Genomic DNA, 15,155 nt, shown 5'->3' on the forward strand with positions numbered 1-15,155 from the left:
CCTCCGGCACCACGATGGAGTCAGGAGTTGTCCATCGGCCCCTGTTGAGTTGTCGTCCGTGACGCATCTTCGAAGGTAGCAAGCAAACGATCACTCCACGCGATATTCAAGAACTTGAAAGTATTGTGGTTATTGGGGTTTCGGTTGTCACCTGCTGGTCGCCTTCTATCATGGGTCGGTACTTCCCACTCAAGAATTCGGGTGACAATGTCCAACTCCACCAGCCTCGGCCGCCGTGCCGCTCGGGTCCTCGCCGATGAGTTCATCCGCCACCCCGGGCCCAAGACCGGCCTGGTCATCGGCGCGCGACCGCACGACCCGGTGCTGGCCGCCGCCATCGACGCGCTGCTGCCCGATGACCGGCTGACGGTCGTGGCGACCGACGCCGAGCGCGGCGGGATGGAGGCGTACCTGGCCGAGCAGGGCTCGTGGGTGACCGAACGCGTCACCCTGGTGCCGTCGCTGTCGGAGGCCAAGGCCGCCGACGTGGTGATGCTGGCCGCACCCGTGACCGCCGAGCTCGACTCGCACGCCGAGTACCTGCGCGAACTCACCGCGCCCGGCGGGGTGCTGTGCCTGAGCGCACCGCTGACCGCCGCGGCCGCCGAGGAGATCGCCGACCTGGTGGGCGAGCACGGCATCGGCTCCGACCTGGTGCTGCGCAACCGGCCGCCGGTGCGGATCCACCGGCTGCGGTTCTCCGAGGCCGACGCCGCGCTGGCCGAGCGCGCCGCCCCCGCGACCCGGTCCAGCAGCGTGCCGCTGACCTCGCGGATGCACATCGACTCCAACGGCCTGGCCGCCGGCGCCATCCTGCTGGGCGTGGCCGGGCTGACCAAGAAGATCCGCCCGAACTCGAAGCTGTGGCTGCTGCCCGCCGTGGCCGCCGCCCCGGCCGCCGCGTTCTTCCGCGACCCGCAGCGCAACATCGACCCCGACCCCAAGACGGTGGTGGCCTCCGGCGACGGCAAGGTGCTGTCGGTGGAGCGGGTCGTCGACGAGCGTTTCGGCGCCGTCAGCGGCGCGGCGGGCACCGAGTGGCTGCGGATCGCCGTCTTCCTGTCCATTCTCGACGTTCACGTGAACCGGGCCCCGGTCGCGGGCCGGGTGGTCGACATCTTCCGCGAGGCGGGTTCCAACGCCCCGGCCATGAAACCGGCCGCCGAGCACAACGTCGCCTGCTACACCGTGGTCGACACGCCCCGGGGACGCGTGGTCACGGCCCAGCGCACCGGCATGATCGCCCGCCGCATCGTCAACCGCACCCAGGTGGGAGCGGTGCTGGCCAAGGGCGAACGCTACGGTCTGATCCGCTTCGGGTCCCGCACCGACGTCTACCTGCCCGCCGACGCCGCCGACGCGCTGGTGTCCCCCAACGACAAGGTCATCGGGGGCGAGACCGCGATCGCCCGCTGGCGCTAGTCGAACGCGAAGGTCTCGACCTTCCCGCCGACACAGCCGAGGGTGGCCAACGGCTGCCCCCGCCGGGCCTCGCCACTCATCGGGGCGACGCACTTGCCGGTACCGTCGAGGATCATCTGAAAGCCGTCCCCGGCGCGCTCCAGCGTGATGCTCTGCAGGTCGGAGCCGTTGCAGTCGGACGGCGCGGCCAGGAAACCGTCCCCGGTGCCGGGTGAGTCGATCGTCATGCACCCGGTCCCGGCGCCGGACTTGAACACGGTCACCTGGTAGGTGTGCGAGCCGGTCTTGTCCAGCTTGGTGGCCGGGGAGGCCGAGCCGCAGCTGTCGAGGATGAAGACCTCGCGCTGCTCGTTGCCGGGCTCGGGACCGACTCCGACGCAGTAGCCGCCCACGGCGGAACGGATCTGGTAGGTGCCGCTGCCGGGGTACTTCGAACCGCCGCCGCTGTCGTCGCCGCCTTCGTCCTCTTTGTCGTCGTCCTTGCCTTTATCCTTTTTGGGCTTTTCGCTCTTCTTGTCACTCTTGTCCACGCCACCCTCGCCGTCGGGGCGCAAAGTGGCGCTGCTGGACTGGTTGTCGGCCTTGGGTTCGGTGTTCGGACCGGCCTCGTCACCACTGCTCTTGGACACCATGATGGACACGGCGAGCACCATTCCCGCCACGACGATCACCACCCCGGCGACGACGGCCCGGGTCCACCCCTGTCCGGGGACCACGGACAGCCGGTGGGATCTGGCTCTGCTTTCGGGCATTGGGACATCAACCTCCATTCCACTGTTGGGACGGACGTGGAGGCTGCCCGGGTTGCTTAAGCGGGCAATGTATTCAAACGGAGCCGGGGAAGGGGAAGCCGGGAGGCCAACCCCTTGAACCTCCCGGCTTGGCGCGGTGGCACTCCCAGGAACCACCGCGGGTGGATGAAGCTTGTTCCGTGTGGATGACAGCCTAGAGTGGCGGCGCAAATCCGGCCGGAACAACGGGATCGGGTCCTACGTCCTTTGTGCCTGTCGACCGGCGGCCGGTCAGCCGTCGCTGCCGGAGTCGAAGCTGACTCGCAGCCGGGTGGCGGGGTCGGGCATGGAACCTCCAATGTGCACGCCCCGGCGGACTACCGTGCGGTTCGCCGGGGATGCGCTCATTATCCGCTGTCCCCGGCCTGTGACACAACGACATTTGGCCCTGGTGGCAACGCGGAACAGCCAGCCGGAACGCTGGTCAGAGCTGCGGCCGACGGGTCATGCGGTGGGCGTCAGCGGGTCCGGCCAGCCGGGCGCGGGTCAGAGCCGTGGCTGACGGGGCATGCGGCGGGCGATGACGATCGCGGCGATGCCCGCCGCCATGGCGGCCAAGGCCAGCAGCGTCGGCCAGGTGAGCGAGGTTCCGGTGCTCGGCAGGTCGTCGTCTCCGTCGGCCGATGCCGAGGAGGTCGGCGAGGGCTTCGGGTTGTCCTCGAAGCGGGCGGCGGCACTGGCGTGCAGCGAGGACGGGGCCGACTCGCCGCGCAGCAGCACCTGGCAGTTGCGCGGATCGGAGGTGTACTGCCAGAACTCCATGTCCGCCGAGGCGATGCCGTGCCGTTCTGCCGAGACGCTCACCTTTCCGGGACGGTCGCGTTTGACGCACAGCTGCACCGGCTTGTCGGTGTCCAGCCGCAGCGTGTCACCGTCCAGTTCGCCGTTGCCCGAGTCGGGGCACACGCTCAGCTTTCCGCCGGTCGCGGTGACGGTGACCGGGTCGGCGGTGCTGGTGAGTTCGAAGCGGGCGGTCCCGCCGATCTTGACGGTCTCCTTGACCGCGTGCAGATCCAGCTGCGGGTCCTCCGGCAGTGTGGGGTCCAGGGCGTCCCAGTCGGGGCAGGTGCCGGTGATGGTCAGGTCGCGCTTCTCGTAGTACTCGACGGCATCGGTGTTGACGGCCCTGGACGGCAGCTTGTCGGAGACGCACCAGACTCGTGACTGCGCCTCGGCCCGCTCGGTGGGCGTGGTCAGGGTCGCGTCGCGGAACACCCAGGCCAGCCGGGCCCGGTCGCGGGCCGAGAACTGGTGCGCGTCGACCTGGCCGTACTCGGGTTCGTCCTCGCAGGCGTACTTCGTGCGCTCCAGACAGAACATCCACTCCGCGCGCGGCTCGGGCCGCCCGTCCTCGGTGGGAAGGATCGCGCACACCGGGACATGCCCGTAGGCGAAGCGGTCCTCGGGGTCCACGACCCGGCCGTCGTTGACCTGGAGCGCGACGGCCTTGCCGCGCGCGAAGACCCCGTCGTCGGGCAGCGTCACCGAGGTCGGGTCGCCCTTGGCCTGGGCCGACGCCGGATCACACACGTCGACGGTGACCGGCGCCGCCGCCACCGGTGTGGCCGTTCCGACGAAGACGAGCACGGCACCCACGACCAGACAGATTCCCCGCATGACTGTCCAAACGAGTCGATGCCCACGCGGTTACGGGGCGAAACAGTGTGCCTGCCCAGGTCCCTCCCACCCGGACAGACACACCCGCCTCGCGGCGACACTCGATCCGTGACCGGGGTTGTGTCGGTGACATCCTCGGCGCGAACCCGCTGGTCGTCGCAGCCGACCGGGTACAAAGTGGTGTCGCCCTCAGCCAAGTCGATTGACGATCCGCCGCCCGGCCGGTATGCATGTCGTCGTGGAGAACCGAATATCCGTTCCCGGCGCCCTGCTGCGCGCCGTCGCGGGCTGGCTGGTCATGGGAATCGGGCTGGGCGCGGCGAGCGCCGTCGGCTCCGCCACCGCGCTGGCGCCGAAGTACGAGCAGGCGGTGACCGCCGCGATCTGCCTCGTCATCGTCGTGGCCGGGATCCTGTTGCTGCGCAAGGTGATCGATCGCGGCGACCTCGCGGGCATCGGCGCGGGGCGGGTGTTCCCGCAGGGACTGGGGCTGTTCGCGCTGGGGCTCGGCGTCACCTTCGCCGTCGCGGCGGTGGTGCTCGGCGGCGGCGGGTACGACCTGATCCACCCCGGGGTCGTCGACCCGGCGAAACTGCTGACCTTCCTGGCCCTCAACGCCGTCGTCGCGATGGCGCTGGAAGCGATCCCCGAGGAGCTGACCTTCCGGGGCTACGTGTTCTCCACCCTGAAGCGGCGGTTGCCGACCTGGGTGTCCGTCATCGTCCAGATCGCGCTGTTCGCCACCATCATGGCCGTCGTGAACCCGGTCGGCTCGGCCGTCGCGGTCGCGCTGGGCGGTGAAGCGACGCCGTTCCGGCTCGCGCCCGAGGGCACGCCGGTGCCCGACTACCTGATCCTGATGGTGTGCTTCGGTCTCGCGCTGACCGCCGCCCGCGTCGCCACCGGCTCGGTCTACACCACCATGGGGCTGCACCTGGCGTTCCTGACGACCAACCGGCTGATCTTCGACAACGCGAACCGTGACACCGGCTGGAAGGTCGACGCCGAACCCGACGCCGTACTGCTGGTGCCGATCTACCTGCTGCTGATCGCGCTCATCTTCACGATCGTGTCCGTCGTGAAGCGCCGCAAGGCGAAGCGTCAGTCCTTATTGAGCAGTTTCGGGTTCTCGGCGATCCATTCGTCCATCGTGTCCTCACGAAGCGCCTTGAACAGCTCCTCGGTCGTCGTCAGCGGCTTGCCCTCGGGTATCACCTCAAAGGACTCACCACCCTCCATACTGGTCTCCGACGGCAGTCGCACCGTCTTCATCGAGTTGGGTTTGACGCCGCGCAGCGCGAAGGCCATGTCCACCGGTGTGTGACCCCGGAAGTGGTAGGTCAGCGTGCTGCCGACCGCGTCGATGAGGTCGCCGACCTTGGTGGGGTTGGTGATGTAGCCTTCCTCGCTGGCCTTCTTCAGCAGCTGCTTGATGAAGTGCTGCTGCATGTGCTGGCGGCCGTAGTCACCGACACCCCAGTCGGGGTCGAAGTCGGGATTCTCGGCGGAGTAGGCGTACCGTTCCCGCACGATCCACAGTGCCTCGCGCTGGTTGTACTCGTGGCAGCCCTTCTTGAAGGTCCGCGGCTTGTTGGGCTGCTCCTTCATCTGGTGGTGCAGCTGCATGTCCATCGGCAGGCACAGCTCCACCGAGCCCAGAACCTTGACGGCCTTGAGGAAACCCTCGAACCCGATGATCGCCGCCCCGTCGAACTGCTTGATCCCGGTCAGCGTGCTCAGCGACTCGGCCAGCCCCTGGAACCGCTCCTCCTGGGTCTCACCGCCGTCGGCGTAGGTGCCGTTGACCTTGGTGTAGCAGGTCCCCTCCGGCTCGTCGTTGCACGGGACCTTCAGGTCGCGCGGCACCGAGATGATGTTGGCCTTGGTCAGATCCTTGTTGATGTGCAGGATCATGATCGAGTCGGCACGGTCGATCTTGTCGGAGTCGTTGACCCGCATGTCGGTGCCGATCATCAGCAGGTTGAGCGGACCCTTGATGTCCTCACCCGCCTGCGAATCACCGTCGCCCAGCAGGTTCTTCTCGGTACCGGCGTTGTTGATCCGGTCGAGCATCACCTTGGCGTAGACCGCGCCGCCACCGGCGGCCACCATCAGGACGGCGCCGACACCGACCATGACCTTGGCCCACCACGGGGCCCCGGTCTTGGTCTTCTTGGCGGGCAGCACCGCCAGATCGGGCGCGCCCGATTCCGGGGCGTCGTCGCCCGTGCCCTCTTTTTCGAGGGCGTTATCGTCTGAGGCGTCGTTCGCCATGAGAACCCTTTGTCAGCACACCACTGTCGAGTCGGGTCAGCCTAATTCGCCGGACGTTCATTGGCAAGAACCCCTTGATTCACAGGTTAGCCGGAGACTCGTAGGAACGGCCACGAATCCCGCCGGTGCGGCGCCGAGAAGGTGCCTCGGCGACCGGAACGGCCGGTTCGTCCGTTGCCTCCGATTCCTCGGCGTACTCGGACTCGTACTCGGCGTCGTCGGAAATCTCCTCGTCCGGTTCGTCGGTCGACTGAGCGGGAACCCGCACCGCGGGCAGCCGACGCCGTTGCTGCCGCCGGGCCCGCACCCTCAGGAACCTCAGGTACAACACCAGCAGCGTCAACGAGATCGCCGCGCCGATCCAGAAACCCGGTCCCAGGAAGATCACGCCCAGTAGTTCGGCGAAGTTGAGGGCGAGCAGGACGTACAGCACCTTGCGGTACCGCCGCTGCCACCAGGCCCGCAACGCCGAGGCCACCGGCACCTCCTGCCCCTTGATCTGCCGCTCGCTGCTCAACACTACCGATTCCGCGCGCCGGACACCTCGGCGCTCCCAGGCCCGACGGCGGGACGGCTTCTCCGGTTGTGCTTCGGCTGTAGGGGTTTCGGTACGCAACGCCGACTCACTGTCACTACTGTCCTGTGTGAGCAGTTCGTCGAGGGTCGCGGATTCGGCGTCCGCGTCGGGCTCCTGGTGCACGCTTGCCGAGGAGTCGGGCGGGTTGTCGCGGTTCTTGCCGCCGTCGCGATCCAGCACCCGGGCCCGCGAGTTCTCCCGGTCGGCGGCGATGCGTTCGTCGGCGTCGTAGCGGCGCACGAGGGCCGGAGCCAGCGCGAGCAGCCCGGCCCCGGCCAGGATGGCCAAGAGCACCGACGTCGGCATCGCCCCTCCTCCACGTGTCGCGGTGTTACTTGAGGGTACGCTCCGTCGTCGGCGAATGATCGACAATAGTGCGAGAGTCGATCAACGACGGTCCGTTGTGCTCTGAAGTTCGTCCAATCAGGCCGCTTGGGTGCGGCGTTTCAAGTAGCGGGCCAGTACCCCACCGTCGGTTACATCCTCGACGGTCATGGCGTAGCCGACGTGATCCCGCCACTCGCCGTTGATGTACAGATAGGACTTGAACTGCGCCTCCTCGCGGAAGCCCAGTTTCTCCACCACCCGGCGGCTCGGCGTGTTGTGGGGTTGAATATTTACCTCTATCCGGTGCAGCTGCCCGGTGGTGAAGGCGTGGTCGCACACCAGCGCCAGCGCGGTGGGCATGATGCCGCGTCCGGCCACACCCTCGTCGATCCAGTAGCCGACGTGCGCCGAGCAGAACGCCCGCCGCACGATGTTGCCGACCGTCATGCCGCCGACGATCTTGCCGTCGAAGCAGATCGCGAACGGCCAGGTGATACCGGTCTTGGCGGATTTGCGCAGGTCGCGCAGCAGCAGCCGGAAGGCCGACGGCGAGTTGGACTCCTGCCAGGCCACCCCCGAGACCGGCTCCCAGTGCGCCAGCCAGCCCTCGTTTCTGACCCGCACCGCGCTCCACTCGGTCGCGTCCGACCGCTGGTATGGCCGCAGCGAGACGCGGTCGTGGACGAGGGTGGCGGGCCAGCCGGGGTTGTTCATCATCTATGCCTATCGAAAAGCAACACGTCAACGGTCGATCCCGCGGGGGCGGTGGTGACTTTCTCCCCCAGAACCATCAACCCGGTCGCCTCGGCGAGACCCGACAAAGTGTAAGGACCTCCCGGCAGCGGCGCCACCGTGTACCCGCCACCGCGGCGCTCGGCCACGTGCGCGGGGCGAAATTCCCGGTAGTTGGCCGGGGACTGGACGGTCTCGATGAGGTTGGCCTTGACGCTGGGGCGGAACACCGGTTCGGCACCGGCCAGTCGCAGGATGATCGGGCGGGCCAGCACCTCGAAGGCGTTCATGGCCGCGCCCGGGTCGCCGGGCAGGCAGGTGATCGGCACCTCCTCGGGGCCGACGCTGCCGAAACCGATGGTCGCCGAGGGGTAGACCGCGACGGTGGAGAACTCGACGGTGCGGTCGCGCCCGAAGGTGCGCCGCACCATGTCGCCGGGCCCGGTTCCGGTGCCGCCGGTGGTGATGATGAGGTCGGCGCGCAGCGTCTGGTCGTCCAGGACGGCCCGCAGTGCCTCGGGTTCGTCGTCGCAGATGCCGACCCGAAACGCGTGCGCCCCGGCCTCGGAGGCGGCGGCGGTCAGCGCGTGCGAGTTGACGTCGACGAGCTGGCCGGGCTGCGAGACCCGGCCGGTGTCCATGAGTTCGTCCCCGGTGGCGATGACCACGACCCGGGGGGTGGGGCGCACGACGATGTCGCCGACCCCGGCGGCGGCCAGCAGCGCGATCAGCTGCGGCGTCACGTGCTGGCCGTTGTGCGCCAGCACGGCGCCGGACTCTCGTTCCTCCCCGGCGCGGCGCAAACCGTTGCCGCGCTTGGGGGCCTGGCCCACCCGTACCGCGGCCATGCCCTCGTCCGTCCACCCCAGCGGGATGACGGCGTCGGTGCCGCTGGGCAGCGAGGCCCCGGCGGCGACCGCGAAGCAGGTACCGGGGATGAGGCGGACCGGCCGCCAGCTGGACGCGGAGACGTCGCCGAGCACCTTCAGTGACACCGGGCGTTCCGGGGAGGCCCCGGCGACGTCCTCCATGCGTACCGCGTAACCGTCGACAGTGGCGTGATCGAAGGCGGGGAGTGGACCGGGAGCGGTGACGTCGGCGGCGAGCACACAGCCGCACGCCTGGGTCAGGTCCAGGTCGATGGCCGGCAGCGGGCGGACCCGTCCCAGCACCCTCGACAGGAACTCCGCGAGCGCGACGGGCTCGGCACCGCCACTTTTATGGTCCACTCTTGTCTCCCCCACTACACGTGCCTGTCACCGCCACGGTGTCGCGTCAGCCTTGCTTCGCCATGAAGTCCGACAGCCATTCCTTGAACGTCGTCAGATCCTCGCGCTGCCAGGCCAGTTCGACGATGGTGCGCAGGTAGCCTTCCGGTTCCCCAGTGTCATGCCGGGTGCCGGTGAATACGATCCCGTGCACGGGCATCCCGTCCTTGAGCAACAGTTCCATGGCGTCGGTGAGCTGTATTTCGCCACCTCGTCCGGGTTTGGTTTTTCGAATCGCATCGAAGATAGCCGATGGAAGGACGTATCGTCCGATGAGGATAAGATTACTCGGCGCCTCGGCGGGGTCCGGCTTTTCCACCAGTCCGGTGACGGTGACGACGTCGGAGTCACCGCGTTCCTCGATGGCGGCCACACCGTAGCGGTGGATCTCCTCGCGCGGCATCTCCTTCAGCGCCAGGACGATGCCGCCGGTCTCCTTCTGCTTCTCGAACATGCGCGGCAGCAGCCGGTCGGTGGGGGCGGTGAACTCGTCGGCGAGCAGGACCGCGAACGGTTCCTCACCGACGTGGGATTCGGCGTAGGACACGGCGTGTCCCAGGCCCAGGGGTTCGGACTGGCGGCAGGTGAAGATGTCGACGAGGTCGCTGGCCTCGATGATCGAGGCGAGCCGGGTGGTGTCGCCCTTCTCGACGAGTCGCTGTTCGAGGTCGGGGCGGCGGTCGAAATGGTCCACCATGGAGGTTTTGCCGCGTCCGGTGATGAGGATGACGTCGCGGACGTCGGCGGCGACGGCCTCCTCCACGACGTGCTGCAGGACGGGTTTGTCGATGACGGGGAAGAGTTCCTTCGGCACCGCCTTGGTCGCGGGCAGGAACCTCGTGGCGAAGCCCGCGGCGGGGATGACGGCTTTGAAGGCGGGGGATTCATTGTTGCTGGCTGGCATGCGGCGAGCCTAACGGTGCGGAGTGTCCCAACACCAATCACATGGTCAGTGTCGCGGTCAGTTCGTGACTATCAGTTCGACGGCGAGACCGATTCCTTGGTCGCCGCCAGTTTCCAGGTGTCGCGTCCGGCGGCCTTGGCCGCGTAGAGGGCCTCGTCGGCGGCGGCCAGCACCGAGGGGCCGTCGACGCCGTGTTCGGGGAAGACCGCCACCCCCAGCGAGACGGTGATGTCGATCGAGATGGAGTCGGTGGCGCCGGTGGCGGGTATGGACATCGGTGCGCCGCGCACGGCCTGGGCCAGCCGGTCGGCGACCCGGGAGGCGCCCTCGGTGTCGGCCTCGGGCAGCAGCACCACGAACTCCTCGCCGCCGTAGCGGAAGGCCAGGTCGACCTCGCGGATCTCGTTGGTGATCCGCTTGGCCAACTCCGCCAGGACCACGTCCCCGGCCGGGTGGCCGTAGGTGTCATTGACCACTTTGAACCGGTCCAGGTCCAGGGCGATGACGGCGGCGCTGCGGTGGAAGCGTCCGGCGCGTTCCACCTCGCGGCCCAGCGACACCTGGAGGTAGCGGTAGTTCCACAGGCCGGTCAGCGGGTCGGTCAGCGACAGCCGCTGCACCTCCTGATGGGACAGGACGTTGCCGACGGCCACCGCCGCCTGCCCGGCGAAGGTGCGCAGCGTCGACAGGTCGACCTCGTCGAACTCGTCGCCGCCGAGCCGGTCGTAGATGGCCAGCACCCCCAGCAGGGTGCCGTTGGGGGGCGCGCCGTCGGTGTCGCCGGAGCCGCCCGGGGTCACCGAGCGCACCGGCACCGCCAGGTAGGTGGTGCAGGTGGGTTCACCCGCGGCGGGCAGCACCGCCTCGTCGGTGCCGCCGATGCGGCCGCGCCGGGGCAGGCCGTCGGCGGCGACCCGGCCCAAGAGGCCCTCGCCCAGGCGGACGGCCACCTCGGTGGGCGACAGGTCGTCGGCGGCGAAGCCGTCTCCGGCCCGGCCGCGCAGCATCTGCGGGTCCACCGGGTCGACCAGCAGCATCAGGCCGGAGCGGGCCCCGGTGACGGCCATCGAGGTGTCGACGATGACCTCCAGGATCCGGTCCAGGTCGAGGGTGCTCGACAGCGTCTCGCCCAGCAGCGCCAGCTGGCCGCGCAGCTGGTCCCGGCTGGCGGTCAGCGCCGAAACGTAGCCCTGGGTCTCGCGGGCCATCCGGTTGAAGGAGCGCGCCACCGTGGCCAGTTCGTCGTGGCCGCGCACCGGCACCCGGGCGCTGAGTTCGCCCTGCGCCACCGCGTCGGCGCCCGCCGCCAGTTCGGCCAGCGGCCGGGTGGTGGAGCGGGCCAGCCAGGCCGCGGCGGCCACCGCCAGCAGCGCGGCCACGACCACGATGCCGCCCAGGGTCGCGAACAGGCCCTGGGTCGGCGGCGGTTTGGTGGCCAGCACCAGCGGGATCGGCGCGTCGGGACGCGGCGACACGGCCCGCACGAAGTGGCCGGAGTCGTTGGTGCCCACCGATCCGGTGGCGACGTCGTCGGCGGCGCGCAGCGTCCGGGTCGCCAGCCTACGATTGGACAATGTGGACAGTGGATCGTCACGGGAGTCGTCCACGATGACGTCGACCCCGCCCGCGACGTCGGCGAGACCGTTGACGAAGGTGGCGTCGATCGGGGTCCACACCGTGACCGAGCCGCGTTCGGCGCCGTCACTGTCGTGGATCGGCACCCGCGCCTCCAGGGCCTCCAGCTGCTCGATCTCGCCGGTGGAGTGGTCGCAGCGCGCCGAGGTCTCCGACTCCGGGCGCTCGCCGAAGCCGATCGGGTCGCCCGAGCCGGTCTCGACGCGGATCGTGGCGGCCGGGCCGTCGGCGACGGCCTGCTTGGCGGCCGAGCGGGCGGCGCCGGCGTCGGAGGCCAGCAGCGCGACCGATCCGGCGACCCCCAGCAAACGCTCGCAGCTGGCCGATACCGTTGCGGAGATGGCCTGGGCCGCCGAGTCCAGGCGGTCGGAGGCACGGCCGGACGACACGGCGTCGACGGCGGTGCCGATGAATACGGCACCCAGCAACACGGGACCGAGGACCACGACGAGAAAGGCAGCGGTAAGCCGGGCGCGCAACGGCATCGAAACACCTCCTTCGCAGCCGGACCCTAGAGCGAGCGTTACACAGAGCAGCAGCATCCGCACAGTTAGCCAACCGTCCGAGGACAAATCCCGGCCAAACGACGGAGTCGACTTGAACGTTCACCTGAATGGCCCGGCGGGGTCGCCGAGCCGAAAGGCCCACCTGAGGTCGGATATTCTCTCCCACCGCCGAGAGTTGTCCGCGACAGACCTCGATATCGCGGCCCGGACGGTGCTGGCGGCGTTGCTGGCCGGTTTGCGACTGCCAGCCGGTTCCACAGTGGCAGCGTACTCCCCGGTCGCCACCGAACCTGGCGGAAAGTTGACGCGCGCCCTGTCAGGTGCCGGACACCGTGTGCTACTGCCCGTCGTGCTGCCGGATCTCGACCTGGACTGGGCCGAGTACACCGGAAAACAGCACCTCACCGCCAAGGGGCTGTCCGAACCGGACGGTCCCACGCTGGGCACCGACGCCGTGGCGCAGGTCGACGCGCTCGTCGTCCCGGCGCTGGCCGTCGACACCGACGGGGTCCGGCTGGGCAAGGGCGGCGGCTGCTACGACCGGGCCCTGACCCGGGTGGGGCCGGGCGTGCCGGTCGTCGCGCTGCTGCACGACGGCGAATGGCCCCGGATGGTGCCCCGCGAACCCCACGATCGTCCGGTGACGGCGGTGGTCACGCCGAGCGGTGGCTACGTGAATCTGGGCACCCGTACGCGGCCCCGCAGCTCGTGACGCGCGCGTCCGGGAGGCCCGAGGTGGCCGAAACGCGAGTTATGGCGCATAATTGCTTAGCACTCGTTTTGGGCGAGTGCTAATTATCGTTGCGAATCGTGTGGAAGAGGCGAGCTGTGCCCACGTACCAATACGTCTGCACCAAGTGCGGTCACGATCTCGAGGCGCGCCAGTCGTTCACCGACAAGGCGCTGACCGACTGCCCCTCGTGCGGCATCGACGGCGCGCTGCGCAAGCAGTTCGGTTCGGTGGGCGTGGTCTTCAAGGGCTCGGGCTTCTACCGCACCGACTCGCGCACCGGTTCCGGCAAGGAGCTGGCCAAGAACGACTCCAAGCCCGCCAAAGCGGCTTCGGAGTCGAAGAGTGAAGCCAAGTCGGAGTCCAAGCCCAAGACCGAGACCAAGAAGGCCGACAAGCCCAAGGCCGCCAGCTCCACCTCGTAAAAGCTGAGCCCGGGGCGAGGAGATTCGTCGTCTGGCAAGGCGGAGGAGGAGCTAGTGCGCCAGCACTCGCGACGACGACAACGCCGCCAGTCGGCGAATCCACCGTCCCGGGCCAGTCTTTTCAGGTGATCGAGAAGTAGCTGCCATCATCGGCCCCGGTGACGGGGAAGCTGACCGCGACGCTGTTGGGCGTCACGTGCAGGGAGGCGCGGCGGCACCAGTCGGTCTTGGCGAACCGGGCCGGTACCGGCAGTTCGTCCTTGTCGCTGGAGTCGGGTCCGGCCTCGTACAGGCGGCACTTCGGGCGGTTGAGGTCCATGGACGCGTCGGCGGCCATGATGACGCGGCCGTCGGGCAGTCCCGCGAACCAGTTGCCCGCCTTCTCCTTGCGCATCGGCGCGTAACCCAGATCCGCCTTGGCCTTGTAGCGCTTCTTGCCCGACTTCAGTGAATAAGCCGCGACGTCGAAGGTCGCGCCCGCCTCGCCCGAGACCTGGTGGCACTCGCCCAGCACCACGCTGCCGGTTCTGGGGTCGTCCCCGGCCAGTTGCAGGGTGCCCGCGCAGGCGGTGGCGTAGGTGTCGCCCAGGTGCAGGTTCTTGCGCCGCCACTCCTTCTCGCCGGTCTGGATGGAGATCGCGTTGAGGTCGTGGCGGAACTTGCGGGCCGCGAACATGCCGTCCTTGGGGGAGGCGTCGCGGCGGACGTCGGCGACCACTAGCTCGGGCGTGATGACCAGGCCGTTCTTGTAGATGTGCCCCTCGGCCTTGGCCCGCCAGCTCCAGCGCTTCTGGCCGGTGGCGGCGTCCAGCGCCACCACCCCGGCCCGGTCCTTGGTGTCGGTGTCGGAGCGGCAGGCCAGGCCCAGCACGACCCGGACGTCGTCATCGTCGACCGTGGAGATCTCGCAGTCGTTGGGGGCCTGGTACTTCCACCGCATCCCGGCGCTGTGGTCGCGGGCCTCCAGCGCAGTCTTTGTGGGCGCGTGGATCAGCAGGTGGCTGGTGACGGCCCGCAGCGTGCCGGGGTCGCCGTCGAAGGGGACGTCGGCGCGCAGCGCCCCGGACTTCACGTCCAGTATGGAGACGTATCGCATGGTGGTGTCGTCGCGGCGTTTGCCCGGCAGCGCCACCAGGCCGCGATCGGCCGACAGCACCGGCGGTCCGCTGGCGGCGCGGTTCCAGCGGCGGTGGTGCCAGCGTTCGGCGCCGGTGGCCGCGTCGCGCATCGTCACCGCGACCGAGGCGTGCTCGCCGGTCTCGTCGAGGGCCAGCAGTCCGGCCGGGGTGCCGACGCCGCCGTCGGCGGCCCCCTGCGCCCGGGTGGCGTCCAGGGCCAGTCTCGCGGCCCGGGGCGCGTCTGAGTCGGTGACGGTGGCGTCGGTGTTGGCCGCGTCGGTCCACTCGTGCATCGCCGGAGCCCCGGCGCCCGCGGCGACCACGACCACCGCCATGGCCAGCACGCTCACCCGCACCGTCATGTCGACCGGCGGCCGCCATCTCGGCGCGGGCACCTTGCCGTCGGTGGCCATCTCGCCCAGCACCAGCAGGCCGCCGCCCAGCACGCCGAAGACGAAGGCCAGCGCCGCCAGGGCGTGCCGGTGCGCGATATAGGCCAGTTCGCCCGGGTCGGGCATCGTCAGGTACACCAGCCAGCCGGAGATGGCGGCGCCGACGGCGAAGACGCCCCCGGCCAGTCCGGTGGCCCAGCCGGGATTGGTGACCATAATGGTCAGTACGACGCCGACGGCGAGGCATCCGACGATCATGCCGACGGCCAGGAAGGTCCCCGTGGTCTCGCCGGTGCCCGGTTCGGTGAAAACCGCTATCGCCAACAGGATCGCGCAGGCCGCCAGGGCGCTGCCGCCCGCGTACAGCAGGGCGCTGCGCAGCAGCGGCTTTCCCCAACCTGTTTTCCATTGACTTCGGCGCCGCGAGATGATCACGC

12 protein-coding genes and 1 pseudogene are annotated in these 15,155 nt (G+C 69.2%); 4 read left to right on the top strand and 9 right to left on the bottom strand.

What is annotated here, in order from left to right; translation table 11 throughout:
- The first annotated feature begins 207 nt into the window (after positions 1-207).
- On the top strand, positions 208-1,422 hold the full coding sequence (locus tag SNAS_RS31235) for a phosphatidylserine decarboxylase (protein ID WP_013021502.1): 1,215 nt from the start codon (positions 208-210) through the stop codon (positions 1,420-1,422).
- On the opposite strand, the gene SNAS_RS31240 is transcribed toward SNAS_RS31235, so the two are convergent.
- Both SNAS_RS31240 and SNAS_RS31245 read right to left on the bottom strand, forming a co-directional pair.
- Positions 1,419-2,174: an RICIN domain-containing protein gene (locus tag SNAS_RS31240; protein WP_013021503.1), complete on the bottom strand. Its 756-nt coding sequence runs from the start codon at positions 2,172-2,174 to the stop codon at positions 1,419-1,421. The genes SNAS_RS31235 and SNAS_RS31240 overlap by 4 nt on opposite strands.
- A gap of 525 nt (positions 2,175-2,699) precedes the next feature.
- A complete protein-coding gene (locus SNAS_RS31245; RefSeq protein ID WP_013021505.1) occupies positions 2,700-3,830 on the bottom strand; it encodes an LPXTG cell wall anchor domain-containing protein in 1,131 nt (376 codons plus the stop codon).
- Between the two features lie 298 nt (positions 3,831-4,128).
- On the opposite strand from SNAS_RS31245, the pseudogene SNAS_RS37320 reads away from it, so the two are divergent.
- Positions 4,129-4,761: pseudogene (locus SNAS_RS37320) on the top strand (CPBP family glutamic-type intramembrane protease); the annotation flags it as partial.
- Positions 4,762-4,931: 170 nt separating this feature from the next.
- Here the strand turns inward: SNAS_RS37320 and SNAS_RS31255 are convergent.
- The 6 genes from SNAS_RS31255 to SNAS_RS31280 all read right to left on the bottom strand — a co-directional run bounded on the left by SNAS_RS31255 (position 4,932) and on the right by SNAS_RS31280 (position 12,032).
- Positions 4,932-6,104, bottom strand: a complete 1,173-nt coding sequence (locus SNAS_RS31255; RefSeq protein WP_013021506.1) for an LCP family protein — start codon at positions 6,102-6,104, stop codon at positions 4,932-4,934.
- 79 nt (positions 6,105-6,183) lie between these two features.
- Positions 6,184-6,987: a hypothetical protein gene (locus SNAS_RS31260; protein ID WP_013021507.1), complete on the bottom strand. Its 804-nt coding sequence runs from the start codon at positions 6,985-6,987 to the stop codon at positions 6,184-6,186.
- A 117-nt stretch (positions 6,988-7,104) separates the two neighbouring features.
- The gene (locus SNAS_RS31265) at positions 7,105-7,725 is read right to left on the bottom strand and encodes a GNAT family N-acetyltransferase (RefSeq protein ID WP_013021508.1); all 621 of its coding nucleotides are present in this window, start codon (positions 7,723-7,725) and stop codon (positions 7,105-7,107) included.
- Complete coding sequence (locus tag SNAS_RS31270) at positions 7,722-8,969, bottom strand: molybdopterin molybdotransferase MoeA (protein ID WP_013021509.1); 1,248 nt, start codon at positions 8,967-8,969, stop codon at positions 7,722-7,724. The genes SNAS_RS31265 and SNAS_RS31270 overlap by 4 nt, the downstream gene beginning before the upstream one ends.
- Before the next feature lie 46 nt (positions 8,970-9,015).
- Complete coding sequence (locus tag SNAS_RS31275; RefSeq protein ID WP_013021510.1) at positions 9,016-9,912, bottom strand: UTP--glucose-1-phosphate uridylyltransferase; 897 nt, start codon at positions 9,910-9,912, stop codon at positions 9,016-9,018.
- 71 nt (positions 9,913-9,983) lie between these two features.
- The gene (locus tag SNAS_RS31280) at positions 9,984-12,032 is read right to left on the bottom strand and encodes a sensor domain-containing diguanylate cyclase (RefSeq protein WP_013021511.1); all 2,049 of its coding nucleotides are present in this window, start codon (positions 12,030-12,032) and stop codon (positions 9,984-9,986) included.
- A gap of 163 nt (positions 12,033-12,195) precedes the next feature.
- Here SNAS_RS31280 and SNAS_RS31285 point away from each other — a divergent pair, with 163 nt between their 5' ends.
- Positions 12,196-12,765 (top strand): 5-formyltetrahydrofolate cyclo-ligase, encoded by a 570-nt coding sequence (locus SNAS_RS31285; protein ID WP_425281061.1) that lies wholly within the window; start codon positions 12,196-12,198, stop codon positions 12,763-12,765.
- Between the two features lie 116 nt (positions 12,766-12,881).
- Complete coding sequence (locus SNAS_RS31290) at positions 12,882-13,208, top strand: FmdB family zinc ribbon protein (RefSeq protein ID WP_013021513.1); 327 nt, start codon at positions 12,882-12,884, stop codon at positions 13,206-13,208.
- Between the two features lie 121 nt (positions 13,209-13,329).
- Here SNAS_RS31290 and SNAS_RS31295 read toward each other — a convergent pair whose 3' ends face one another.
- Positions 13,330-15,153 (bottom strand): PQQ-binding-like beta-propeller repeat protein, encoded by a 1,824-nt coding sequence (locus tag SNAS_RS31295; protein WP_013021514.1) that lies wholly within the window; start codon positions 15,151-15,153, stop codon positions 13,330-13,332.
- Between the last annotated feature and the right edge of the window lie 2 nt (positions 15,154-15,155).

The sequence above is a fragment of the Stackebrandtia nassauensis DSM 44728 genome, from assembly GCF_000024545.1.
Taxonomy (GTDB): Bacteria; Actinomycetota; Actinomycetes; order Mycobacteriales; family Micromonosporaceae; genus Stackebrandtia; species Stackebrandtia nassauensis.

Excerpts from the sequence above, each read along its gene's own strand:
- SNAS_RS31235 (WP_013021502.1), top strand. The coding sequence starts at position 208 with ATGTCCAACTCCACCAGCCTCGGCCGCCGTGCCGCTCGGGTCCTCGCC.
- SNAS_RS31240 (WP_013021503.1), bottom strand. The coding sequence starts at position 2,174 with ATGCCCGAAAGCAGAGCCAGATCCCACCGGCTGTCCGTGGTCCCCGGA.
- SNAS_RS31245 (WP_013021505.1), bottom strand. The coding sequence starts at position 3,830 with ATGCGGGGAATCTGTCTGGTCGTGGGTGCCGTGCTCGTCTTCGTCGGA.
- SNAS_RS31255 (WP_013021506.1), bottom strand. The coding sequence starts at position 6,104 with ATGGCGAACGACGCCTCAGACGATAACGCCCTCGAAAAAGAGGGCACG.
- SNAS_RS31260 (WP_013021507.1), bottom strand. The coding sequence starts at position 6,987 with ATGCCGACGTCGGTGCTCTTGGCCATCCTGGCCGGGGCCGGGCTGCTC.
- SNAS_RS31265 (WP_013021508.1), bottom strand. The coding sequence starts at position 7,725 with ATGATGAACAACCCCGGCTGGCCCGCCACCCTCGTCCACGACCGCGTC.
- SNAS_RS31275 (WP_013021510.1), bottom strand. The coding sequence starts at position 9,912 with ATGCCAGCCAGCAACAATGAATCCCCCGCCTTCAAAGCCGTCATCCCC.
- SNAS_RS31280 (WP_013021511.1), bottom strand. The coding sequence starts at position 12,032 with ATGCCGTTGCGCGCCCGGCTTACCGCTGCCTTTCTCGTCGTGGTCCTC.